Raw genomic sequence first — 25,917 nt, forward strand, 5'->3', positions numbered from 1 at the left:
AAAAGCTGCCTCCTCCCAGAAGCAGCTTTCAAATGTAAAATCAATTAATTTTTACTCAAACAAATCGAACTTCAAACCGAAGTTGAGACGGGCATTGTAGTATTCCATCTGCATGGTGCGAGACTGAATTCCCTGATAGTATCTCAGTGGCTGATTGGTCAGGTTATTGCCTTCAAAGAATACTCTCCACTTAGGCGTGATGGCGTAGGAGGCATTCACGTCAAGGAATGTCTGCTTGTCATAGAATCGGTCTTCAAAGTTTTCTCCACCCAATTCATCCAAATAATCGGATGCGTAATTGAGAGAAACCCGGACCACCAATCGCTTATTCTCATAGGAAAGTGAGGCATTAAACATGTTCTCCGCTGTGCCTGGAAGCTGAAGATCATCTTCATCACGACCTTCGATACCGGTCGTCGAAGACTTGGTGAAGGTATAGTTCAAATAAATCCCGAAGTTCTTCAAAATCTGACGCTGGATAGCTGCCTCAAAACCATATACAGAAGCAGTCCCACCATTTTCCGGTCTGGAATATTGCAAATCTGAACCAAATTGAGGGTCTGAATAGCCCTGCGTAGTGATGGTATAGACAAAATCGTCGATGTCTTTGTAGAATCCACCGAATGATATCAGACCTACATTTTCGTAATAGCGCTCAGCCATCAAGTCGAAATTCATCGCTGTGGCTGGCTTCAGGTTTGGATTTCCCCGCTCCAACTCAGCATCCTCTGGACTAAAGAAAGCATAAGGAACCAAGTCGTAGTAATTTGGTCTTGCTATCGTATTTGTCCAGGCAAAACGGATGATGCTGTTAGGATCCAAATCATACTTCAGGTGCAATCCAGGCATAAAGTTGGAATAGCTTTGATCTCCCGTTGCAGATGAGAACTCCTCGTTGTCTACATCATAAATATTTCCAGTGTAGTCAATTGAAGTAGATTCCAATCTCAAACCGGCAATCGCAGAGAATTTATCCGAAAACTGATGGTCAGCCATCACATAGGCTCCTACAATTGATTCATTCGCGATGAAATTTCCGGGCACATACTCTTCCAAAACATCCGTTTCTTCAAATAGGCCACCATTTTTCACATCAAGTCCACCCAGGAACTCCGGCGTGACGAATGTCCCAACTGCATATTGAGAACCTGCTAAATAATTCGGGTCAGAATAGTTTCTGTTTGGTACATCCCCGATAGTCGCCCCAAATGCATCTTCGTCCAGTGGCTCATATTCAAAGAAATTGTTGTCTCTTTCTTTGTCTTTCCCTCTGTATCTCAAGCCAAACTGAAGAATTCCTTTGTCACTGTATGGCAGTTTGAAATCCAGTTTTGCATTCAAATCCTGATCAAAAGTATAGCTATACTGCTCCTGAAGGGTATTGAAGCCAATGCCTGTGTTGTCTGCCAAGTCACTGAGGATAGCCAATGGTTTTTCAGGATTACTAAGGTCAACAGTCACATCCTGATTGGAAGACCTGTAAGCAATGTACCGTTCATTTGGCCGCTCTTCGGATGCCTTGGCATAGGTTACATTCCAATCCATTTTCAACTTATTGAAAAGGTGGCTACCACCAAGAGTTGCATTGTATACGCGCTGATCTTCCAATCTTGCAGCCTTGATCCGGTCATTGTCCAATCCACCTTTTGTCTGGAACTCCACTCTTCCTTTGGTGGTAAAAACACCAGGAGATGTCTCCGTGAAGTCTCCATCATCGAAGCTATCATCGAGCTGACTCACACGCATCCTGAAACGATTTTCCCAATCATCCCGGTGATTGTACATCCCGGATAGGAAAAGTGTATGGTTATCATTGATTTTATAATCCAAAGCTAGCGTAGCTGATCTTCTAACACGCTGCACTCGGTATTCACGAATATCAAATTCTTCAAGTGTGACTCCGTTGTCAGATTCATACCATACTGCCTCCACGTTGTCAGATCCAAAATTATGATTGTTGTAAGATCCTGAGAAAATCACACCCAATCGGTCATTTGCGAAGCGATCACCGATCACCACGCCACCTGTCCAAATTGGCTTGTTGGAAAGTAAATTCACGCCGGAAGCTGCTGTTCCGGAAACACGAAGGCCATTTGGTGCTTGTCTGGTCACCAAATTGACAGAACCACCAATCGCATCTGCATCCATATTTGGAAGCACAGCTTTGTTCACCTCGATAGTCTGAATCATGTCTGATGGAATCAAGTCCATTTGCACATTTCTGTTGTCACCTTCAGCCGAAGGAATCCGCTCACCGTTCAACGTCACCGAGTTGAGCTGAGGAGCCATACCTCGGATGATGATGTTTCGAGCCTCACCTTGGTCATTTTGCATGGTGATACCCGGTACACGCTTGAGAGCGTCTCCAATGTTGGCATCCGGGAATCGACCGATTTGATCAGAAGACACAATATTGGTGATATTGGCATTATTCTTTTGCTGGTTCAAGGCTCTAGCCTGACCTTTCAGTCGATCACCGAATACAATGAATTCAGCTCCTTCAATTGCTGTTTCGTTCAATTTAAAATTGACCAGTGTAGTTTCACCTGCTGAAATGGTTACATTTTGGTTTAGTGAAGCATAACCCAAATAGGTCACCACGACTTCGTAAGAACCTGCTTCGAGATTCACGATAGTAAATTCACCGTTTTGATTCGTCACCGAACCGATGGAGGTCCCTTGCAGGATCACATTGGCACCAGGAAGCGAAAGATTCTGAGAATCGATCACTTTACCCTTCAGCACGCCTTGAGCGAAGACTCCTGCACTCAGGAATGTCATCGATACAAGGGCGATAAGCGTTAGTAATTGTTTGTTCATATTGGTTAGAGTTAGTTGCCTTTAGATTTGAGGATATCACCTGCTAGGTCTTCCCAGCGGTAGATTTGAAAAGTTTTGTCATCAGACATGGCGACAAATAGTCCTTTTGGAAAGTCCGGCCCTAGAGACGTACTCGTCACTTCTGAACCATCACTTTCCACCGTGCTGACAGGAATTTTGGTGATTAGGGTATGCTGATGCGGATTTCCTTCGCTTCCTTCTCTAGGAAATACATGGAAAAGGGCTGCTTGCTGATCTGATACCAAAATGTATCCAGTGGTACCATCCAATTTGTAGATCGAGATCCCTTCGTGATCATCTGTGAATCCCTCAGTCGCAAAAAGTGCCAGTTCCTCATTTCCCATCTCAGGTTCGGCGTGGTACTTTCGCACTCCTACTCCCTCATCGGAATAGTAGATATATCCTAATTCGGCATCCACTGCAATTGCTTCGATTTCCTTCTGCCCTGAGTATTGGCCAAACTTGCGGATCAATTCCAGACGGATTTGGCCATTTTCGCCGATCACTTCATATTGCCAGAGGTAGGTGCCGTCGGTTGGTCCATTTTTTCGTCCTGCGATGACATACATTTTCCCGGATTTTGGGCTCTTGTAAGTAGCTACTCCCATCAGGTCTCGGAAGTCAGGACCGCTTTCACCCTGATAGATTTCAATGCCGCCAGCATTGATTTCTTTCATGTCAGGAAGGGAAAAAAACCGGAGTTTGGAGGTCAATCTTTCGCCCGTGACAGCAAAGTCTACCGTGTCATTTCCAAGGGAAAGCCCATAGTTGATATCGACATTATTTGGTCGCTGAATGTCTTTTCTTACAAGCGAGTCGATCACTTTTCCCTTCAGATCATAGACATACAATGCCCCCAGCGAATCTTTGTCCGTACCGATAATCAGACTCTTAGCAGGATTTGCAGGATTGATCCAAATTGCGGGATCATCGGTATCGTGAATCACAGGATCGGTCACAAAAACAGGTTTGACGATTTGGACAGAATCAACAGAATCGCTGGACTCTTCTGTTGAGTTGGAACTGCAGGCCACCGTGCCTGCCAAAGCAAGTAAAAGGAGGTAATGGGTTGGTTTTTTAAACATGGTTTTGCTGGTGTAAAATCACAGCACAATGTTAGAGATCAGGTGACTCAAGCGCCAGATTTTCGCGTTATCAATTGAGCTACAGCCGGATTTCAGAGCGTTAACAAAACCTAAACAGAAGATGAAAAAAAATTCATAACTCATTGTTTTACTGTTACTTAATGGATATTAAAAACAGATTAACAAATTGTGAATCATATACAAAGCAGGTATTGCTGTAGACTTTCGCCTTTATCCAGATTCAGTTTTTTGCGAAGCCGATATCTGGAAATCCTCAAGCTTTCCGGTGATATTCCGAGGGTGGATGCGATCTCTTTTGAGCTCAGATTCATCCGCATCAGACTGGCGAGTTTGAGCTCACCGGGAGTCAATTCATTACCGGGTTGGTTCAGTTTTTTGAAGAAATCCTGATGTACTTTTTCGAAACTGAACTTGAAATCATCCCAGTCCGTATCCTGCGAAAAATTGTAATCAATCTGCTTGATCAGGTTTCGGATTTTTTTCTTTTGCTCCTTTGGATCCTCCTCCAAGATCTTTTTTAGCTTTTCCTGAATTTCCTCGAGCATTTGATTTTTGTCCAGCACGTGCAGGGTCTGTGCCGTCAGCGCTTTGGATTGAGCCTCTACTTCGGTGGCCATTCGTGCCTCCAGGAGGTTGATGTTTTCTTTTTCGGTAGCAATCAGTTTTTCCTTCATCTCCAGCAGCTCCTGCTGACGCGCAAGAAGATCTTTGCTATTTCGGATTTTTAGTTTCTGCCGGTTGATCATTGCCCAAGCAAGGCCTGCCAGCACCAACAAAAGAAATATCAGCAGCCAGCGAATTCGCGCATCTGCCCTACTGACCTGTTGCAACTGGGCAATCTGAGCAATTTTTTGATTGACCTCATATTGTGCTTCCTTCACCGCCAACTGCCTGGCAGCTTCCTCCGAAAAAATCACTTCGCTCAGCTGCCGCACTTCCTCGAGATAGGAATAAGCTTGGGCATGATTTCCCAATAAGTCATTGGCTTTGGAAAGATCGACTAAAGCACTTCGTATTTGGTAGCTATTGCCCAAGCGCTCACTGAGCTTGAGTGCCTTTTGGGAATAGACCAGTGCTGAATCCAGGTTCCCTGATTTACGGAATACATCCCCGAGGTTATTCAGGTTACCGATCAGCGCAGCACTGTCTCCCGCGGCCAGGTTGTACGTATAAGCCTGATCAAAGTAGAAAAACGCAGAATCAAAACGCTCCAGATCTTCATAGATACTTCCGATATTCTCCAGCACAAAAGCCATATCGGCATGATCTCCCTCACTTTTGAACATCTCCAGGGATTCGTTTTGATAGGCCAAGGCAAGGGAATAATCACCCATTTTCTCATGCATTCCTCCGATGAAGCCCTTAGACTCCGCGATGCCATGCCAATCCATTACTTCCGAATACAGACTCAGGGCTTTTTCATGCCGGGCAATTGCAGACTCTGGGGTTTTTATTTTGTAATAAAGTTGCCCCAGTTTATTGTGGGTATCGGCAAGGCAGGAGAGGCAATCCAATTTCATAAAAAGGGTTTCGGCCTCATACAGCGGGCTGAGCGCTTCCTGATAAAGCCCCAGTCCCATCAATAGCGCTCCGCGCAAAGCTTGAGCTTTGGCAAATTCCAAGTCTTTGATCTGATCTGGATCCTGAATCAAGCTGGAAACCAAGCGAAAAGCTTCCTCAGGGTCTTTGGAAGCCATCTGACTGGCTCGTTCCAAAATCTCAGTTTCGGAAAGCGCATCCTGCTGAGCAAAACTCTCTGAAAACAAGCCGATTAGTAAGAAAACAAAAAACAGACTACCTCGCATCCTACAAAAATCAGCGCGGGACATGAACTCAATGTTACCGCCTTATTTTCTTTTGATTAAGCGGAAGCTTCCCAGGGTCAAATTCCCCTCAACCACTCCTGTAAGAATACCGATCAAGGAAACTATGTTTTCTGGCAGTCCGTTGTTTAAGTAAGCCTTTTTTCAAAAAGGAACTAAACCAACATTACCATGAAAGTTTTTCATTCCTATTGGATGATAGGAGCGGCATTGCTTTTTTTTAGCCTGAATTCACAGGCACAGCTCAAGTCTGAAGGCAATTTTACGTTTGCGATCAATGATCAACTCGAGGAGCGAATCTATGCCATCGATCAGCTGCAGTTTGTGGAGGACAGCTCCGATAGCCTGAGTTTTGAGGAGGTGGTGCATCCGGATTTCCAGGATCGCTTCAGAATTGACCCAGATTTCTCCAAAAACAACTTTTCCACCTCACATAGCTATTGGGTCAAAGTATCCCTACTCAAACAGCCCGAAAGCGACAAAAACTGGATTTTGGAATTCTATGATCAGACCATTGACCGGATAGAAGCCTACATCCCCAGTCCCACGGGCTACCAGAGAATCCTACTCGGAGATCAACAGGTATTTGCTGCGCGTCTTTTTGCGCATAAAAACTTCGAAATCCCCGTCAGCAATACCACAGCAGGCGTCGACCATTACTATTTTAAGATCAAATCCTCACAAAAAGCTGATATCCGAATCGCATTCCGCTCAGTGAACCGTTTTGTCTTTTATGCCCTGAATGAATACTTTCTCTATGGGATATTCTACGGCATGATCCTGATCATCACCTTGTACAATCTGCTGATCTACGGCGCCATCCGGGAGATGAAATACCTTTACTATGTCTTTTATCTGGTGAGTGTAGCGGGGTTTGCTATGGCTTTGGATGGAGTGGGTTTTCAGTATCTATGGCCCAATCATCCCTCATGGAACACCTTTGCTACGGGAGTCTTTGCTTTTTCTATCATTAGTTTTTCCATTCTTTTCTCTGTCAGGTTCCTGAATCTGAAACACCGGCATCGTGTTTTTCATCGGATATTGATTGGCTTTCTGATCCTCCGCTCCGTGGTATTTTTGGCCGGGTTGTGGTTTTTTCCCAGATTATTGGAGATCCAGGTGTATGATGCGATTCCCTTTTCTCTTATCCTGATTGCCAGTATCCAAGTCTTAGTAAAAGGCTACAAAGTCGCCCGGCTTTTTGTCGCGGCATATACAATTCTCTTTATTGGGCTGATGCTGAAAGTGCTGGTACAGATGGCCGTGATCCCACACAGTACGGTACTGTACTATTCCCTCCACATCGCTTTTTTGGTGGAAATGCTCCTGCTGACTCTGGCTCTGGGTGACCGGGTCAAAATTCTGAAGGAAACCAAAGATCAGGCGCTGCGTCGATCCCTCAGACAATCCGAAACCAATGCGAAGCTGAAGGATAAAATCAATGAAGAACTGGAGCAAAAGGTAGCCGAACGAACGCAGGAACTCGAAACCAAAAACCGGCTTCTGGAGGAATACAATAAAAAAATCCTGGAAAAAGACGAGGAAATCAAGCGCTTCAATGCGCTTCTGGATAAGGACATCTGGAAACTCAAGTCCCAAGTAAAGGAAAGTATGCAGGCGCGAATCACCAATAAACGTATGAATCTCGCGGAGTTTAAACTGATCTTCCCGGATGCCTCCGCCTGCCTTAGGTATTTGGATGAAATCAAATGGGGCAAAGGCTATTCCTGTAAGTCCTGCGGTCATCATCGGGAATCCAAAGCTCCAAAACTATTCAATAGGAGATGCGGCCGCTGCGGACATACCGAATCGCCTACTGCCAACACGGTTTTTCATGGAATTCGGATTCCGCTGGAAAAGGCTTTTTTCATCGCATACTTGGTTATTTCGGATCAGGAGGACTACACATTGGAGCAACTCTCACAACTGCTGGATCTGCGAATCAATGCCATCAGCAGTTTTCGGATCAAGGTGCGCCAGCTCTTGCAAAGTTCCGGAAACTCTTCCCTCGTCTGGGAAGATCTATTGCTGGAACAGCGGAATGAAGGGGCTTTGATGCCTGGCTGAATGATAATCTGAAACCTGCGATCAAAGAGGGAAAGAAAAACCATAAAAGGCTTCTAGCTCCATTTTGAGGCGATTTTAATTGGAATTCAAGCGGGAAAATCGACAAAAAATACAATCGATTTCGAATCGATTTTTGGCAATTTTTAGACCCAACTGCCAAACAGCGGTATTTGGAAGTTTAGTTTTAGCTAAGGAATCAAGCCAAATCAATCCTTATTCCCAAACAAAAAACTAAACCAAATAACCCAATGAGAAAACTACTACCTCGGGTGAATTGTATCCAGCACATTCGCCTTCTTCTCGTCGCACTTTTCCTAGTCATGGGACAAGTCGCAAATGCCCAAAATCAAGTTCAAGTACAAGGGACAATCCTAGACTCCACAGGGGAGCCACTACCCGGTGTGAATGTGGTCATCAAGGGCACTACCTCAGGCACAGTTTCCGATCTGGATGGGAAATACTCCTTAAATACACCTTCCGATGCAGTACTGATTTTTTCTTTTGTTGGATTTATGAGTCAGGAGATTCCGGTAAACAATCAAACTGAAATCAACGTGACCTTGGCAGATGACACTGCAGATCTGGATGAATTTATCGTAGTCGGCTACGGTCTCCAGCGAAAAAGTGATCTGACGGGCTCAATTTCATCCTTGAAATCTGAAGAAATCAACCGACTACCGGTATCGGATGTCAGTCAGTCACTTCAGGGAAGAGTATCAGGAGTCCAGGTGACTTCCAACTCAGGTGCTCCCGGCGCAGGGACAACTATCCGAATCCGGGGCGTGGGTACATTAAACAATTCCAATCCACTTTTTGTGGTGGATGGAATGCTCCTGGATGACATCGACTTTTTGAATCCAAACGATGTAGAATCCATGGAAGTCCTCAAAGATGCTTCAGCGACAGCAATCTATGGTTCGCGTGGTGCAAATGGTGTGGTCATCGTCACCACCAAACAGGCTAGCTTTGGCACCAAAGGAAAAATCAGCATCGATGCCTACACCGGAATCCAGCAAGTCGCCAAGCGAATCGATTTGGTAAATGGTCGGCAATTTGCCGAATTGGCCAATGAACTGGAGCAGAACGTAGGAAACGAACCGCTCTACAATGTGGAAGACTACGGCGTAGGTACGGATTGGCAGGATCTGATTTTCAGAAATGCTCCGGTTTCCAGTGTCAACTTAGGCGCCAGCGGAGGCAATGCCAACACAAACTATAACCTCAGCGTCAATTACTTTGACCAAAAAGGCGTAGTAAAAGAGTCCGAGTTTGAGCGACTGACCATCCGACTGAACAATCAATACAAATTCGGGGACGCAGTGACATTCGGTCACAATCTTTCCTTTATTTATTTCAATCAGCAGAATGAACCCGGCGTAGTCGGTAACGCCTATCGCGCTTACCCGATCTTTGACCCACGGAATCCTGACGGAACTTACACCAACACCGCTCCGGTAGGGAATCCTCTTGCCCAGTTTGAATACAACTCAAACAATCAAACCAACGACTATCGTAGTGTGGGCAACTTTTTCATGGATGTCAAATTCCTGAAGAATTTCACGTTCCGAAGTAATTTTGGGGTTGATCTTGCCTTCCGTGACAGTAAATCATTCACGCCAGTCTTCTTTGTCTCCCCTACCCAGCAAAATCTTGAAAACTCCGTGTCAGTGAACACGGGAAGGACTCGGAATTTTCTTTGGGAAAATACCTTAAACTACACCAAAGAATGGGATGACCACCGACTGAATCTCTTGGGAGGTATCACCACCCAGTCCTTTTATCAGGAATTTCTGGGCGGAGCGCGAAGAAATCTTCCTGGTGAGGATCCTTCACTTTGGTACCTAAATGCCGGAGAGCTTACGTCCCAGACCAACTCAAACTCGGCAGGTGACTGGTCCATGCTTTCTTTTTTATTCAGAGCGAATTATACCTACAAGGATAAATTTTTGGTGACGGGTACCTTCCGTCGGGACGGCTCCTCCAGATTCGGTAGAGAAAGTCGATATGGTAATTTCCCTTCCATTGCCTTGGGATATCGCTTGATTGAAGAGGGTTTTCTTCAAAATCAAACTTTCCTTTCCAACCTCAAAATCAGAGGTAGCTGGGGTATCATCGGTAACGATAAAATTGCTTTCTACGAAGGACGTCCGGTCGTAACTGGAAATGAAAATGCCGTATTTGGAGAAAATGAAGAGCTGATCTATGGGGCAACGTTGACCCGACTGGCTAATCCATTTATCCAATGGGAAGAAACAGTAACCTCCAACATCGGCTTGGAATTTGGGTTTTTCGATGACAAACTGACCGGTGAACTGGATTACTACTACCGTAGAACCAATGATATCCTCGTCGGTGTACCCATCCCAGCCTATGTCGGCGCATCCAACAACCCGATCGTCAATGCTGCCTCGGTTGAAAACAGGGGAATTGACCTCAGCTTAAACTGGAGAGAACAAAAAGGCGAATTTGGATACAATTTCGGAATCGTGGCCTCCACCGTCAATAACAAGGTCTTGGATATCGGTGAAGGAAATGAAGCCATCTTTGGCGGAGCTGTAGGCATCAGTGGACTTTTGGGTGCCAGAACGATAGTCGGCGAATCCATTGGCCATTACTTTGGCTACAAAACAGCCGGAGTATTCCAAAACGCTGAACAGTTGGCAAACACCCCCAAAAGAGGTCCAGAGGTAGCGGGTGATTTAATATTTGAGGATACCAATGGCGACGGCGTCATCAATAACAACGACCGCGTAATCCTCGGTAGTCCAATCCCGGATTTGGTCTTCGGATTCAATCTTGGATTCAATTACAAAGGCTTTGACTTCGGTGCAGATTTCAACGGAACGGTCGGAAATGAAGTCTATAACTCTAAAAAGCAAGTTCGATTCAATACCTACAATTTCGAAACTTCATTCTTGGACCGCTGGACTGGAGAGGGCACTAGCAATTCCGAACCAAGAGTAACCAACGGAGGACACAATTATGAAGTCTCAGACAGATTCATCGAAGATGGCTCCTTCCTGAGATTGAGAAATATCCAGATCGGATATAGCTTTCCTACTGTGGCTTTGGAACGAATCAAGCTGCAGAATTTCAGGGTCTACGTATCGGGCACCAATGTCTTTACTATCTCTGACTATTCAGGCTATACTCCAGAGATCGGAGGAGGAAATGTATTGGGAACTGGCTTCGATTCTGGTATCTACCCAATAGCCCGCACATTTAATGTAGGTATTTCAGCCAACTTCTAAACCCAAAAACTATCATGCAATCGACTATAAAAACTAAAATTTTGACCCTATCCCTCAGCTTGGTGCTGTCGGCTGGGTTGATCTCCTGTGGAGATGAATTTCTGGACCGGGCTCCAAAAGGAGAACTGACCTCGGACAATTTCTTCAAGGATGCGGTTCAGGCTGAGCAATCAGTCAATGCCATCTATGCCCATCTGCGAAACTTCAACGTCCATGTATTTTCCTATATTGGAATCACGGACATTGCTTCTGACGATGCAGACAAAGGGTCCGTACCGGGTGATGCGGGCTTCTTGCAGGACATCAATGATTTCACTTTTGATGCCAACAACACTGCTGTAAACGGGATCTGGAGAGGTTACTATCAGGGTGTTTTCCGGGCAAACCAAGTATTGGCCAATGTTCCAAACATTGAGATGGACGAGGAACTGAAAACAAGACTTCTGGGAGAAGCAAGATTTCTGAGGGCCTATTTCTATTTCTTCCTAGTCAGAACTTACGGAGATATCCCCTTGATCGACCGGCCATTGAATCCTGATGAATACAGACAAGAGCGAGTGCCTGCTGCGGAGATTTATGCCTTTATAGAGGAGGATTTAAATTTTGCGATAGCAAATCTTCCAGAAAAATCAGCGTACCCTGCCAGTGAATTGGGAAGAGCAACCTCGGGTGCAGCCAAAGCCTATCTGGCCAAAGTTCACCTCTTTCAGGATGATTTTCAGGCTGCTTTCCAGGTAGCTCAGGAAGTGATCAACAGCGGAGAATATGCACTGTATCCAAACTATGAAGCCATTTTCAGAAGAGAAGGTGAACATAGTTCGGAAAGTATCTTCGAAGTTTCCACTGTAGGATTGGAGCAAGGTGGTGGCGGTTCACAGTTTAACGAAGTCCAAGGTATCCGAGGCAATCCAAACAACGGATGGGGATTCAACAATCCATCCAATGATTTGATCGCTGCTTTTGAAGAAAATGACCCTAGATTGGCCGCCACGGTGATTTTCAACAGAGACACCCTATCTACCGGTCAGGTGGTGATCGCTGATCCGAATATGGGAGCAGGTGCCAAATTCAGCAAAAAAGCCTGGGTCCCGGAGCGTCCTCCAATCGGATTTGGAAATAGCGGGGCCAACATCCGCTTATTCAGATATGCAGACCTACTGCTCATTGCAGCAGAAGCGGCAAACGAATTGGCAAATAGTACCGATGCCCTCAACTACCTAAACCAAGTGCGTGAGCGGGCACGTCAGGGTAATCCCGACATCCTTCCTGATATCACCACAACGGATCAGGCCGATCTGAGAGCTGCCATCTGGCATGAGCGAAGAGTAGAACTGGCTATGGAACAGCACCGCTATTTTGATCTGGTCAGACAGGGTCAGGCAGAGGAAGTATTCAATGCGCTCGGAATCAACTGGACTCCCAACAAACATGAAGTCTATCCTATTCCTCAGTCTGAAATAGATATCAGCGGTGGGACTCTCACTCAGAATCCGGGCTATTAATCCTAGCAAACAATACTAGTTGATGCGTAGTCCAGCATTCTAGCTCAAAAAAATAAATTCCCGGATCGTTCTGAAGTAGTGATATTTCAGAACATTCCGGGAATTTTCTTTGAACCAAAATCCTACTTTTGAAAGCTACTGATTGTGCTATTTTGTTGGTTTTGCCCACAGAAAATAGGACTTTCGACAAGCCCGATTTCACCTAAACTTAATTCAAAATGAAGCTTACACGAATACTCACTCCACTCCTGCTGGGTTTGGGTCTTTTGGCCTGCCAAAGTGAACCGGTCGATTCCGGTAATCTAGAGATAGACCCTTATGATCGTCATGTAGAGTTGAGATGGAGTCCTGCTGAAGCAGCCCAGGGCTATGCTGTTTGGGTGAGTCTGGATGGTAAATCCTTCACGCAGCGGGGAGAGACTTCCGATACACTCTACTTGGACTTTGTTTCTGACCTCGGCTCCGAGCTCAAACTAACCTATGAAATCCGGGCCATTCAGCCTCAGGACACGGTAGTCATTGCCTCCAAGGAAACTACCACCCGCAAGATGTCAGAGGAAGAGCTTCTCGACATGGTGGAGTATTACACGTTCAGGTACTTCTGGCATGGGGCCGAGCCCAACTCAGGCATGGCTCCCGAACGGATTCACCTAGACGGTGAATACCCCGATAATGACGCCCATATCGTGACCACAGGGGGCACCGGATTTGGCTTATTTGGTTTAATAGCAGGGATTGATCGGGGTTGGGTCACACGGGAACAAGGAGTGGCCAGAATGGAGCGGATCGTAGGTTTTCTGGAGAAAGCTGATCGCTACCATGGAATCTGGGCTCACTGGATCGATGGGCAAACGGGTAAAACCAAGCCTTTCGGACAAAAGGATAACGGAGCAGACCTGGTCGAATCAGCTTTTCTCATGCAGGGCTTAATCGCAGTCCGGGAATACTATAAAAATGGAACAGCAGCCGAAAAAGCTGTGGCCGACCGGATCAACACGCTCTGGGAAGAAATGGACTGGGCCTGGCATACTCAAGGGGGTAAGAATGTCCTCTATTGGCACTGGTCACCAGAGTATGAGTGGGAGATGAATTTCGCGCTGGAGGGATACAATGAATGCTTGATCACCTATGTACTGGCAGCTGCCTCTCCGACGCATACCATTTCACCCGAAGCTTATCACAAGGGATGGGCAAGGGGTGGCGCTATCAAAGCCGATGTCGAGGCCTATGGCTACGCTCTCCAACTAAAGCATAACGGTGCCGAGTCCAAAGGTGGACCCCTCTTTTGGGCGCATTATTCCTACCTAGGATTGAATCCCATGGGGCTAAAAGATCGCTATGCGGACTACGAGCAGGAAAACCGAAATCAGACGCTGATCAATCGTGCTTGGTGTATTGAAAATCCGGGCAACTACAAAGGCTATGGAGAATCGCTATGGGGACTGACTGCCTCCTACTCCATCAACTTCTACAATGCCCATCACCCGGGCAATGACAACGGAGTCATTTCGCCCACCGCTGCCATTTCATCGATTCCCTACACCCCAAAAGAATCCATGGAAGTGATCAAAAACCTCTATTACACCTATGGCGAAAAAGTACTGGGCAAATATGGATTTTACGATGCGATGAGCCCACACCATGAGTTCTACCCTACCCGGTATCTGGCGATTGATCAGGGACCGATGGTGGCAATGATCGAAAATCACCGAACTGGACTGGGTTGGAAGCTATTCATGGGAGCACCTGAGGTGAAAGCTGGACTGGAAAAGCTGGGGTTTACTTCGCCTAATTTGTAGTAAAAAACAATAACTAAGGATCTGTACTGGATCCTCTATTCCTTTTTTTAGTCTGAATATCCGGTTTTTACCAGAAGGTCAAAATGGCCTCGACACTTCGACAAGCTCACCAACTGTCGAACGGCCACCGGATTTCAGGTTATTGAAGAGAGGTGAACCTTAATGAAAGTTGGCCACGGGTAGAATTGGGGATATAAAAATTAAAAGAGCCGAAATCAATCGGCTCTTTTTTTCACCCAAAATTAAAAAATATTTTTTGAGGTTTACCTTCAAACACCTGAAAACCACTCCTCGTACTTTTTGCCCAAAATAGGCATGGGTTTCATTTGCCCATTGATGGCAGCAATCAGCCCCATCACCCACATGTAAAACAGGACAAACACCCCGACAATCACGACCAGCCATCCCAAAAACGGAATTATTCCAATCAAGCCGATGGCGACTCCGCTGACAAATAGACCCAGCATCTGCCGGATATGGTATTAGGCAAACTCTGATTTTTTCTCACTATTCATCACAAATGCGATGATCAATCCGATCACGGTGAGGTAAGCGATCATTCCGATCTGCTTGCCGTCTTTTTCTTGTTGTTCCATCTAACTTCTAATTTGTTTGCACCAGTTTGGATTGTATTTAAAATTTGATTTTGCATTCATTTTTTGAGTTGCGTTTAATAGCAAAGATTCTCAAACCTCTAAAAATCCCCCATGCTTTGGTAGCCGGAACCATCAAATGTCTTGGAAGAAGGCTCATTGTAGGTCATGAAAATCGAAACCCCTCCTGCTTGGATACCGGTAAGCATGAATGTCTTACCACTTTCATCCGCGATATAACCCAATCCAAAATGCCCGGTAAGTGAATGCGTATACTTAGTATCCAGGCGCACCTGACCGGGATCGGCTAAGTATACTGTAATGCTCTGACCTTCGTAAATACCTGAGTATTCCTGGCTGTTAAATTTATTTCCACCTTGACCTTTGGCAAGGGATTCTCCAGTGGGCTTGAAGTATTTGGAAAATTCTTTAGAAAACTTCTCATCCTGAAGACTTGCCATCACAGGTGAAGAGCCAGACCCCAATTTGAATGAATAATTTCCCTCGGAAGACTTGGTGAACCCCAGAAAATCCCGCATCGCAGTCATGATTTGGGTAGTCTCTCCCTCCAATTTGTCTTCTACCATCGCCTGATTGCCCTCATGGTCCAGCATCGAAGCTCCGGTATGGGTATCGAGATAAAAATGACCCACCATATTCCCTTCAGGTGATGTGACATAAAATCCAATCTTACGGTTGAATTTAAACTTGCTGTTTAAACCCTGATTTTCATATATTCCTCTACCTGAATTTGCTGCCGCCGGAGCTCCTCCACCTGAAGCTTTTCCACTGTCAGAACCGGTGCCACTTCCTCCATCCTCATCCTCTAGGATATCCACTTGGGTTCTTTTCGGATCTTCTATTCGATCTACTTTTGGTTTGGGATCATCTTCAATCCGATCCACATTCGCTTTTTGAGGATCGACTATCCGCTCTACTTTCGGCTTTGGTCCATCTTCAATTCGATCTACGTTTGGTTTAGGTCCATCTTCGATTCGGTCCACCTGTGTGGGAATAGGATCGGTAATGATAGGCACGTTAGGCTTGACAGGTTCTCCGGGAAGTCGCTCTACTTTAGTTTTTGGTGCATCCTCGATTCGATCTACCGTAGCTTTTGGCCCATCTTGAATTCGATCGACGTCCTCGATCCGGTCTACTTTAGCCTTAGGGCCATCTTCGATACGATCCACTTTAGGCTTAGTACCATCTTCTATGCGGTCTACCTTGGAGTTCGGAGCATCTTCGATACGATCAACTTTGGTTTTTGGGGCATCTTCAATCCGTTCAACTTGTGCTTTGGTAGGATCTTGGATTCGCTCCACCTCTGTTTTGGTGGCATCGACACGGTCTACCTTCGGTTTTTCCGTATCGGATTTGCGGACGACTTTGAGTTTTTGCTGCGCAAAAGTAACCGAAGCTGCCAAGATCAGGAATAGGGTGAAAATCGTTCTCATCTTCTTTGCTATTGGCCTTGGAGTTTAAATCGATGCTCCAACACTTTAGTAGGTCGGGAATCTTTGAAGTCAATCGTCGTGCGGATATATCCTGTGTAGCGATTGGAGCCCCACTCTCGGTCATAATGGATCTCATATTTCTTATTTGCTACTTTATCATCATTGACAAACACCCCTGAATATTTATCCAGCCGATCCTCCGAACTGTTCAATTTGGGAACCTGATTCCAGGTATTGGTAAGTTTCATTTCTGTACCCACCATTTGATAGAGTAAAGTTTTCCCTCCTTTGATTTCAAACTTTGGGGTGGTAGCATTGGACTGCACATTGACAAAGACAAGATTTTGTCCTTGGGAAAAAGACACCAAACTAAAGATAAGGACCAAGGCAATAACTATTGATTTCATAGATTTTTTAAAAGAATTTGACATGTTTAAAGCTTTTCAAGAATTTGTTTGGCCAATACAGCCGCTTTGGATTTGCAGGTTTCCATATCGTCATTCAGATTTACCCGAAGGATAAAGGTCACCCCATCCTCATAGACTGACAGCGCATGATGTCCCGGCATCCAGACGGCCATTTCGCCCACACCAGACACCGGTTCCCGAGTCAAATCACCCAAAAATCCCTTGGCCATGTCGGCGGCCATGTCGCCCTGATCCTTTGAAACTGAGCCGTCAGCGACTTTTTCATCCAACTTTGAACTCATGGCATTGTCGATGTCTTTGAGATCTTGCTCGGTGAGTTGCCGATTATTGTATTCGAAATCTTTCTTGGAAATCTCCGCCAATCCATCCAACTGAACTACATCCAAGTCCGGCACATCCACACTCATAGTCCCAACCTTCATCACCTTAGTTCTGCCTCTGTCCCAAGTATAAGCGATGCTATGGTATTGGGGACCCATGATTTGGGAATAATCCTCACTGGCGTCAGCTGGATCGTATCCCGTGAGTGATGCTGCCATCTCCAGAGTGAGAAGCTCATTGAGTTTGCCTGTATAGTCATCCAGAGAAGCCATTCCCGAAGCTTCAGTAGCTTCTCCCAAGACCTCAGAGATCTCGGAAGTAACCTCGTCCTTCTTGCTTTCAGACCCGCAAGAATTACTCATAAGGATCAGGCCAAGGGGAAGGAGCAGTAGTGCATTGTATTTGTTCATATCCTTATTTTTTTATGAATTCGACTCTTCTATTTTGGGCTTTCCCGACAGCTGTCTTATTGTCACCGAGGGGAAGGGATTCCCCTTTTCCATCGGTGGTCATGCGTGATCCATCGATACCGAAATCTAGGTTGAGGGCATTTTTCACTGCATCTGCCCGCTTTTTAGAAAGGGCAAGATTGAGGCTGTCATCACCGTCGCTGTCGGTATGACCAATGATCTCAATCTGGATTGTTGGGTTTTCCTGAAGTACTGTAGCGATTTCTTTGAACACACCGGCTGATTCCGGCTTTATAGTCGCTGATCCTGAATCAAAAACTATCCCCTGCGTAGTGAATTTTCCCTCGGTAATCAACTTGGATCGGGTATCCGGCGCGCCGACCGCAAAGCGCAGATTGCTTAGCAGAAACTCTTTGTTTTCGTGGTAGTAAGTAATTGAACCCAGCATAAACCGGTAAGCTCCCTCTTCAACAAATGCCCTTGGAATATCCCAGATCTTTTCTTCATTGAGGTAGACCCTCAGTCTGGACTTCTGCTTCCAGATCGACACTCTGACAAAAGTATAATCCTCACCTTCTGGGATGTAATACTGCTTCTGAGGCTTATCATTATCTATTTTTGCCGCGCCATATGCATCATAAGTTCGCACATAGGCCATACCCCTGGCTTCCAAACCGACTTCGACTCCATTTTCACGATAGCCAGCCAGAAGGTCATGACCGTTGTTTTCATCCAGAAAAAGGAATTGGGTGTAAGCCTGACTTTCATTGAAAACCCCCAGATCAAACTCGATGGTACAATTTTCCGGAAGTGCCTCCAAAAATTCAGGGTAAAGCTCCCCTTCATCCTTGAAAGCCAACCAGTTTCCCTCCAAGCCAGTAATGGTCACAATTTCACCGGAGGAAGTGGTGTTCCATTTAGCAGGAAAGTCACCGATAGCATCTTGAGAAAAGTCCTCAATCGCAATCACATTTTCCCCAGGGACAAAGTCAAACTTGGAGTAAGATCTCAAGCTTGGATTGGTGGTTCCTCCATTGGATGTTTCAGAGCCTGAAGTTCCTTCTGCTGCGTCTTCTGAGGATTCAGACATCTTTTCTTCAGATCCTGATTCCTGCGTTTTGGCAGGTTTTTCTTTTTTCTTGAAAAGTGACCCAATTCCATCCTCAATCTTATCGAGGGCTTGGTCTACAGTTTCATCCGCTTTGGTTTCTACTCGTGTAGTAGATTTGGTTTTTGCGTTTGTCACTACGCGCTGTCCGGTGTTTTGGGCATTTGCCCATGCAGAAAGCGAAAGAAACAAACCCAGGATTAAAAATTTGTTCATGGTATTTTAAGTAATGATTTGCCTGTTGGTGCTGGAAATCGATCGAGGTAAACATGGGTTTTTGAAAAAAAATCAAAAAAATTTGTGTTTACTTTAAGTGACTTTTTTAACCAATGGAAAAAGAGACGCAGATCGCATTATTGAAAGCAGGAGACCGGGAGACGATCAAAACCATTTACCTAGAGAATCAACAGGGGTTCCGGCTTTTCGCCAAGCGATACACAGATGATGTGGAGGAGATTCGAAATATTTACCAGGACGCGATTCTTGCGCTGGTAGAAAATGCCGCCAAAGGCAAACTGGATGAGCTGCAGAGTACCATCAGCACCTACCTCTTTGCCATCGGCAAGTATCTAATCTTCAAATCCAATAAAATCAGCGACCGAAAAGTCAATCTCGAGGCTGATGAATTGGAAGCGATCCCCTGGGAAAGCTATGAAGAGGAAGCCAACGATGAGGAAATCATGGAACTCAAGTCGCAGTTTGAAAAGCTGGGTGCGAAATGCAAGGAGTTACTCAGGCTATTCTATTATCAGGCTAAAAGCATGGATGAGATCTACCTGCAATTAGGTTATGTTTCCAAAGATGTGCTGAAAAGTACCAAATCGAGATGTCTGAAAAGTCTCAAAGAGTCAATGAAAAAATAAGAAATCATGGATCAGGAGGAATTAATCAACGCCTATTTGGAAGGAACGCTAAGTCCTGAAGATCAAAAGATTTTCGAAAATCTGATTGCCCAAAATCCGGAGTACAAAGCTGAACTCGAGGCTCAGCGCAAAATCAAAGCTGCCATCACGATTTCTGAGCGTGAAAATCTCAGGGGATTTCTAGATGAAATTGAAGATAACTCCGCCAAACCGAAAAGCAGGGTCAAGTCCTGGCTTTTTTCCGCCGCTGCGGCATGTATGGTTGTACTGGCTGGATACTTCCTGTGGACGACCCTGTCTATGTCTCCGGGTGAAAAACTGTACGCCAGACATTATGAAACCTACCCGAATCTCATCGCTCCCAGTACCCGGGGCGAAGGTTCAGTTGATCCAAAAGCCCAGGCTTTTTTGGCCTACGACAATGGAAATTTTGAGCAAGCTGCTGTGCTTTTTGAACAACTTAAAAATGAACCTGACGCTGAATATGCCCTGCTCTATTTGGGTATTTGCCAACTCGAGCTCGGTAGACCTGAGAAAGCAATTCCGGTTTTAAATCTTGTACCAGCAAGCTCTGATTCTAAAGAAATCGCATCTTGGTATGAGGCCTTGGGCTATTTCAAATTAAACATGCTGGACAAGGGAAAAGCAGCACTTCAGGTTACGTCTGGAAGTGCCAATCCTTTTCAAACTTCAGCTGAGGAAATTTTGAAATCCCTGGAATAATGCAGTAATCAAGGTTTTTTGGCTCTTTTGAACCAAAACAGAAGGATCAGCACCACCAAAATCAATCCGCTCACAATCCCCATCCAAGCCGGAAATAGGGAAGCCTGAATAGGATCCAACTGTCCGTTGATCACAAATCCTGCCCAGAAAATCGGGTGATTTTTCAGCGGGTACTCGCTGAGAAATCTACGCTTGGCCTGAGCCAAAGCCTGATCCTTCGGGATTCCTTTTTTGATTTCTTCATAGAAAAAAATCATCAATTCCGAGGTCTCCTTGTCAGGCACTTCCCAGAGACTGTAGACGCTGCTTTTCACACCAGAGAAAGTCAAAGCCCTTGACAAACTGCTCAGCCCCTCTCCCGGCATCATCTGCCCAACTCCCGTGTTGCAAGCGCTGAGGACGACGAGTTCGGATGGGAAATTCATCCGATACAATTCATCCAGTTTCAGTAGTTCCGCATTGGAAAAAACCAAGGCTGACTGATCGTAATTCGTCTCCTGCTGCTCGGTATGCATGGCAAGGTGATGAATTCGATAATTCGCCAGACTGGCGACGAAGTTTCGTTTGCTGGCCTCTTGGCCTACTTTAGCCTCACCAGAATGGTAAGACACGATGCGTTCGGTTTCTTCCAGGTTGTTTTCAATCGAACTAAATTGGGTTCCCTCGTAAGACGGTGCAAATCCGATCAGGAAATCAGGGTTAAACTTGGACTTGACGGGATTGCGATAATTCAGCAGTTTATATGAATGCTGATAGGCAATGGGTATTTTTTCTATTAAAAAATCAGCCCCAGATTCACTCAAGGCTTCAAATGGAAGTAGGTGAAGGAAGTCATCTGGAATGATCTGTAGTCTTTTTCCTTCCTGAATCGAAAATGGAGAAAGGATGTCCTGATAGAGTTCTGGTGCGTGGGAAGAATACTTGTCGTCAATATTGAGAATTGATTTGCGAAACTGATTCACTTGTTCTTCTAGCTCCTTTGCTTTTCCCAGTCTCCTGACCTGAACTTCATTGGAATTCAGCAGCACTCCAAATACCTCTGCATCTGCCACATAATATTTCAACACCTGCTCGTCCTCTGGAATGGATTTTTGAAAATCTCTCAAGTCGAAATCTTCTCCGGAATAAAAGCCAAAGGTCCGCTCGGAAGATATTGCCTGTTCTAATTTTTCCAGTGCCAACTCAAGTTCTTTTTTTTCTACTTGGAGTGAATCAGCCAAATTCTCTAGCTCCATTTGCTTGAGATTATACTCACTGATTCTTTCCGCTGTTTTCCCGAGACTTTCTTCGTTTTTACTGATAAATTTTTTCCAAAGTTCCTGTGAGGCATTACGTTCGAGTAAATTGAGCGTGGAGAGTACCGTATCCTGACCAAATCTGTCCGGCTCAGCAAGCAAGCTCAACAATCCGCCCTCTATCTCCTTGTTCAGTTTTTCAAGCCATGCAGTGTAGGACCCTTTGAGATAATACTCATGAAACATCTGCGCCGCAAGCTTGTAAAAGTTAAATGCCCGCTCAAAATCCGAAGCATCACCTGACTTTTTGAATAATTCCCGATAGATATTCCCACTTCGGATCATGATGGTGATGTGTCGGTCGGTATTCATCCCCTCAAATTCCTGATAATCCAAACCCTGCAAGTCTGCCTCCGTCAATGGTCTCTCAAGCAGTTCCGAATAAATCTTCACAATCAAATCCCTGGATTCTTCTGCTCTTCCCAGATTATTCAACAATTCAGATTTAAGGATCATTACCGTATATGTACTTGAACCGCGGTATCCCATGGCCTCCAAGAGTTTGAGACTTTCATCTGCATATTCCAGAGACTGGGTGAAGGCGGAATCATAGTAATTGACCATGGCGAGATTGGCCGCATACTTCATCTGATAAAAATTATCCAAGGGGATTTTACTCATTTTTTGGTAGTAGCTCTTGGAGAGTCCATAATTTGTAATGTTTGTAAAGAGCGTACCCGCACTTTCATAGACTGACAATTGGTAGTTTCTATGCGCGTAACTAAAATCCGGATCCAATGTACGCATGAAATAATCCACCTCATCTACCAACTCAATCATACCCACCGAATCACGCAATAGTTCAAGCAGTCTCGATTTATTGAGATACTGGTTGATTTTCATGTACTGAATGTCTTCCGATCCAATCGTATCAGTAAGTGAAGCCGTTTTGATGTATCCATCAAAAAAGTTGACCAATTCGGTGGAACCTTGCTCGTTTCCGTATTCATATTCTACATAAAAGAGATTTCTGACTACCTCGGTCATATTTCGGTGATCGGAAAGCAAATGATCCTTGAGAATCTCAAAAGCTTGATGGTAATTGAAAATGGCTTTGTTTTGAAAGCCCAGATTGTAATAGGCAAAGCCAAGTTTATTGTAGGTTTCTGCAAAAGTCTGAAACTCTGGATTGGCATCATTTTCGTAAAGTTCAATTGACTTCTCATAAGTCTGAACCGCTTTGGCTGTTTGGCCAAGTTCATCCAATAAAAATCCCTGAGTCGCATAGAAGTGGGCCCAACTGGAGGGAGTAAGAGCCTGCAGTTCAGGCAGTTCTTCTACCTTCAAGGCCAATTCCAATCCTTTTTTGGCTTGATAGTTTAGTCCCAAAATCTCCAGGTATAGCACATAAAACTCAAGCAATTCTCCAGAACTGGCTTTCTGAACTCCAGATTGTATTTGCTGCTCCATCTTTTCTATCTCTGGCAAGAGAATTTCCGGAGAAAGTTCCTGTCGTTGATTTTTCAGTTCTTCAAATCGCTGCGAAAATGCAGTCGGAGGAGTCTCTTTGGATTCGGGAATTTTGGAATCGGTCTGAAGCAAAAGCAAAATAACCGACAGCGACCAATAGAAAAACAAACTCAGTTTCGGCACCTTATGAGGAGTATGAAGGGATGAAAAATTTTCAGGAATGAAACCAAATTAAAGATTTTTGTACCAAATGCTAAAACGAAAACCTAAAATGTAAGAAATATCTAAAGTCAAAGTTTAAGCCTCCATTCGTCCTATTCAAAATAAATACTGATCACTTCTTACGGCATTTGGCCTAATGATATAAAAAAAGGAAGGATTGCTCCTTCCCTGTTTTTTCTGTTTTTTATTTCCGGTTACCAGATCAATACCTGATCTTTTTCAAACTTATTCCTAACATTGGATCGGAACAAATTCAGCGTCACAGTGAATTCATGGGTGCTTCCCGGAAGTAAGTATCTCTTTCCCATCGGGAATTCATAGAGGTAACCCATTTTCAGTTTCGAAGTCAGAAATCCAAGCTGCAAACTGCTGGCATTGTCGATCCGATGTCCCGCCCCCACCCAAACTTTGTCCATAAGTAATGCTTTGATATTCAATTCCAAGACATTAGGCAGGTCTCTTCGACTTCGAAAGAACGCATTTGTAATAATTGCAAAGTTGGGTGTAAGCGCTTCCCGGAATCCAACCTGTACAAACTGCTCTGCCGGATAACCTTCCAAAAAGTCATCTCCACTACTCGCCTTGCCACCATTGATTCGGTGAATCGCATAGGAAAAGTAATAGTTACGATGGGTCAAAGCCATTCCAATATTGGCATCCAAGAACTGCATATTGGAAAATGACCCAACGTATTGGCCTAAGGTAGGATCATTTTGCTCCTCGGTAGTCATCGCATGTCCATCCAGTCTGACCGATTGGTAATTGACTCCCACTCCCAGCCGTAGGTTGTGATTTTCTGTCAATCTTACCCTACTAGCATAGCTGATCATCAATTCAGTATCACGAAATGCACCATAGGTATCGTGAAGCAGGTTGATTGAGGCTGCATTTTTCCCCATCAAGGCAGGATCTATTTCACCGGCTAATTCACCAAAATCGATCTCAGTACTGAAGAAGAAGGTCTGCGGTGCTCCCTCGAAACCCGACCACTGATTTCGCACAAAACCACGAACAGTCGACCCCTCATACCCGGTCAAACCGGGATTGAAGTAACTCTGAAAGTGGGAAAATTGGGAGATATTCTTGCGCGTCTGTCCATAGGCCGCTGTATGAAACAGCAGCAGTGAGAAGATTAAAGAAAGATATTTTAAACTTGACATTGCGTTTCAGTTTTGAAGTTTTTGTAAAACCCTTGTTTTGGACCTATTCCTTATTTTTTAATTCTTTAGGATTGTGAGTATACCTCTTCGCACATTTCCAGTTTCGATCACTTCGACTATCCAGAAGTAAGTACCCGCAGGCATTTCCTTGCCATTGTAAGTTCCATCCCATCGGACATTAGCATCTTCAGTGTAGAAGATTCGCTCTCCATTGCGGTCAAAGACCTGTACTCTCACCCCGATGAAGTAGCGTAGATCTGGAACTCCCCAAGTATCATTGACTCCGTCTCCGTTTGGAGTGAAGCTGTTGAACACTTCCAGTTCCATGATGTCTGTTCTGCCACGATTGATCGAGAAAGTTTTCTCCATCACGTTGCCATCCCGATCCTCTACCTGGATAATCACAGTAAATTTGATTTTGCCGGATGCTTCATCTGCACTGCTCCAGAACAGGATACCTTCCTTCACTTCAAAGTGCTGATTGTCTCCCGCCCCTGGCACTAGGCTTATCTTGTGCTCGCTGTCTATTGGGTCAATTACTGTGAAGTTGCCAATCACCTGGAAATAATTTTTCGGATCAGGATCAAAGTCATCGTTGCTCAAAAGCACATCCTGTGGTGCTGCCTTCGCTTGCACGTTCAGCTCTAGGGTAGCTTTTAGATTTTCAGGATTCAAAATTCCATCAGGCAAAGCGACTATTCCAGACAAGAAATAGGATCCACGTTTGTAAAGGTTAAGTGGTGCGCTATTCCAAGCAACAGCGAGTTGGAGTACTTGTCCATCTGCTGTGACTGCGTTCAGACTTGTTGGCAATGCTGGGCTGACTCCCCATGGTGTCGAAATAGGATTAGGATCAGAGATCGCAATCAACTCGGCAGGAATGATCTGGAATTGAGCCGAAGTAAATTCGAGATCGTAGTTGTTGCTTGACTTGAGTGTACCCAAATCAATGGAGTAAACACCTACCTGCTCACCTGCTTCCCTGATCAGTTTGCCAGACATCGAACTCAAGTTGTCAGAACCTTTAAATCCAATAGCAGTAAAGGTCAGTTCAGGATCACTTGAACCAAAGATCTTGGTTTGAGCATTTGCCAATATTTCTAAAGTTGCTTTACTCACAGTCATGGAACCATTCACCAGCGTGATGGAATAATTCTGGTCGGAGCCTCCGGTGAGGTTGATTGGATAGGTTCCAACTCCTGAGCTTTGCATAGCCGTCGTGCTGATGTTTGGTTCGGTGGATGCTTTCGTATCGCCGTTCACCAAGCCTTCGTAGGTGAAGGTCAAGGCCGGGTTCGCTTCACCATAGACCTTGGTCTTATCCGTGGCCGTAATTGTCAGCCCTGCTTGGGTCACTTCCATTTCGCCCGCAACCAGTGTGATACTGTAGTTGGCATCAGCAGCTCCGGTTAATTGGATTGGATAGGTACCGACTCCTGAGTTCAGGGTCGCAGTCGTGCTGATACTTGGTTCGGTGGCTACTTTTTCATCGCCATTGACTAGACCCGTGTAGGTAAAGGTCAAGGTTGGATTCGCTTCAC

17 protein-coding genes are annotated in these 25,917 nt (G+C 45.1%); 6 read left to right on the top strand and 11 right to left on the bottom strand.

From position 1 onward, the window contains the following. Positions 1-51 precede the first annotated feature (51 nt). From DK188_RS09595 to DK188_RS09605, 3 genes are all read right to left on the bottom strand, one after another. On the bottom strand, positions 52-2,820 hold the full coding sequence (locus DK188_RS09595; protein ID WP_198672997.1) for a TonB-dependent receptor: 2,769 nt from the start codon (positions 2,818-2,820) through the stop codon (positions 52-54). An 11-nt stretch (positions 2,821-2,831) separates the two neighbouring features. Next, a complete protein-coding gene (locus tag DK188_RS09600) occupies positions 2,832-3,926 on the bottom strand; it encodes a phytase (RefSeq protein WP_111670587.1) in 1,095 nt (364 codons plus the stop codon). 194 nt (positions 3,927-4,120) lie between these two features. Then, positions 4,121-5,776 (bottom strand): tetratricopeptide repeat protein, encoded by a 1,656-nt coding sequence (locus DK188_RS09605; protein ID WP_111670588.1) that lies wholly within the window; start codon positions 5,774-5,776, stop codon positions 4,121-4,123. Between the two features lie 165 nt (positions 5,777-5,941). On the opposite strand from DK188_RS09605, the gene DK188_RS09610 reads away from it, so the two are divergent. The 4 genes from DK188_RS09610 (at position 5,942) to DK188_RS09625 (ending at position 14,389) form a co-directional block, all read left to right on the top strand. Then, positions 5,942-7,837: a 7TM diverse intracellular signaling domain-containing protein gene (locus tag DK188_RS09610; protein ID WP_111670589.1), complete on the top strand. Its 1,896-nt coding sequence runs from the start codon at positions 5,942-5,944 to the stop codon at positions 7,835-7,837. A gap of 248 nt (positions 7,838-8,085) precedes the next feature. Beyond that, positions 8,086-11,088: a SusC/RagA family TonB-linked outer membrane protein gene (locus DK188_RS09615; protein ID WP_111670590.1), complete on the top strand. Its 3,003-nt coding sequence runs from the start codon at positions 8,086-8,088 to the stop codon at positions 11,086-11,088. A gap of 14 nt (positions 11,089-11,102) precedes the next feature. Further along, a complete protein-coding gene (locus DK188_RS09620) occupies positions 11,103-12,590 on the top strand; it encodes a RagB/SusD family nutrient uptake outer membrane protein (RefSeq protein WP_232825705.1) in 1,488 nt (495 codons plus the stop codon). A 218-nt stretch (positions 12,591-12,808) separates the two neighbouring features. After that, positions 12,809-14,389: a glucoamylase family protein gene (locus DK188_RS09625; RefSeq protein ID WP_111670591.1), complete on the top strand. Its 1,581-nt coding sequence runs from the start codon at positions 12,809-12,811 to the stop codon at positions 14,387-14,389. 269 nt (positions 14,390-14,658) lie between these two features. Here the strand turns inward: DK188_RS09625 and DK188_RS21635 are convergent, their stop codons facing one another. The 5 genes from DK188_RS21635 to DK188_RS09650 all read right to left on the bottom strand — a co-directional run bounded on the left by DK188_RS21635 (position 14,659) and on the right by DK188_RS09650 (position 18,919). Next, positions 14,659-14,856: a hypothetical protein gene (locus DK188_RS21635; protein WP_198672998.1), complete on the bottom strand. Its 198-nt coding sequence runs from the start codon at positions 14,854-14,856 to the stop codon at positions 14,659-14,661. A gap of 227 nt (positions 14,857-15,083) precedes the next feature. Continuing rightward, positions 15,084-16,436 (bottom strand): hypothetical protein, encoded by a 1,353-nt coding sequence (locus tag DK188_RS09635; RefSeq protein WP_111670592.1) that lies wholly within the window; start codon positions 16,434-16,436, stop codon positions 15,084-15,086. A gap of 8 nt (positions 16,437-16,444) precedes the next feature. Beyond that, the gene (locus DK188_RS09640; protein ID WP_157963212.1) at positions 16,445-16,843 is read right to left on the bottom strand and encodes a hypothetical protein; all 399 of its coding nucleotides are present in this window, start codon (positions 16,841-16,843) and stop codon (positions 16,445-16,447) included. A 26-nt stretch (positions 16,844-16,869) separates the two neighbouring features. Beyond that, positions 16,870-17,595 (bottom strand): hypothetical protein, encoded by a 726-nt coding sequence (locus tag DK188_RS09645; protein ID WP_111670594.1) that lies wholly within the window; start codon positions 17,593-17,595, stop codon positions 16,870-16,872. A 4-nt stretch (positions 17,596-17,599) separates the two neighbouring features. Then, on the bottom strand, positions 17,600-18,919 hold the full coding sequence (locus tag DK188_RS09650) for an OmpA family protein (RefSeq protein WP_111670595.1): 1,320 nt from the start codon (positions 18,917-18,919) through the stop codon (positions 17,600-17,602). A 113-nt stretch (positions 18,920-19,032) separates the two neighbouring features. On the opposite strand from DK188_RS09650, the gene DK188_RS09655 reads away from it, so the two are divergent. Together DK188_RS09655 and DK188_RS09660 are read left to right on the top strand one after the other, a co-directional pair. Further along, the gene (locus tag DK188_RS09655; protein ID WP_111670596.1) at positions 19,033-19,566 is read left to right on the top strand and encodes an RNA polymerase sigma factor; all 534 of its coding nucleotides are present in this window, start codon (positions 19,033-19,035) and stop codon (positions 19,564-19,566) included. A gap of 6 nt (positions 19,567-19,572) precedes the next feature. After that, entirely contained in the window at positions 19,573-20,289 is a 717-nt protein-coding gene (locus DK188_RS09660) for a tetratricopeptide repeat protein (protein WP_111670597.1), read from the top strand. 8 nt (positions 20,290-20,297) lie between these two features. On the opposite strand, the gene DK188_RS09665 is transcribed toward DK188_RS09660, so the two are convergent. From DK188_RS09665 to DK188_RS09675, 3 genes are all read right to left on the bottom strand, one after another. Further along, positions 20,298-23,177: a CHAT domain-containing protein gene (locus DK188_RS09665; RefSeq protein WP_157963213.1), complete on the bottom strand. Its 2,880-nt coding sequence runs from the start codon at positions 23,175-23,177 to the stop codon at positions 20,298-20,300. Between the two features lie 233 nt (positions 23,178-23,410). Further along, on the bottom strand, positions 23,411-24,376 hold the full coding sequence (locus tag DK188_RS09670) for a PorP/SprF family type IX secretion system membrane protein (RefSeq protein WP_111670599.1): 966 nt from the start codon (positions 24,374-24,376) through the stop codon (positions 23,411-23,413). A 57-nt stretch (positions 24,377-24,433) separates the two neighbouring features. Continuing rightward, positions 24,434-25,917: MBG domain-containing protein (locus DK188_RS09675; protein WP_157963214.1), on the bottom strand; the 1,484-nt coding region annotated here is incomplete at its 5' end.

Origin of the sequence: Algoriphagus litoralis (genome assembly GCF_003259255.1) — a bacterium.
Taxonomy (GTDB): domain Bacteria; phylum Bacteroidota; class Bacteroidia; order Cytophagales; family Cyclobacteriaceae; genus Algoriphagus; species Algoriphagus litoralis.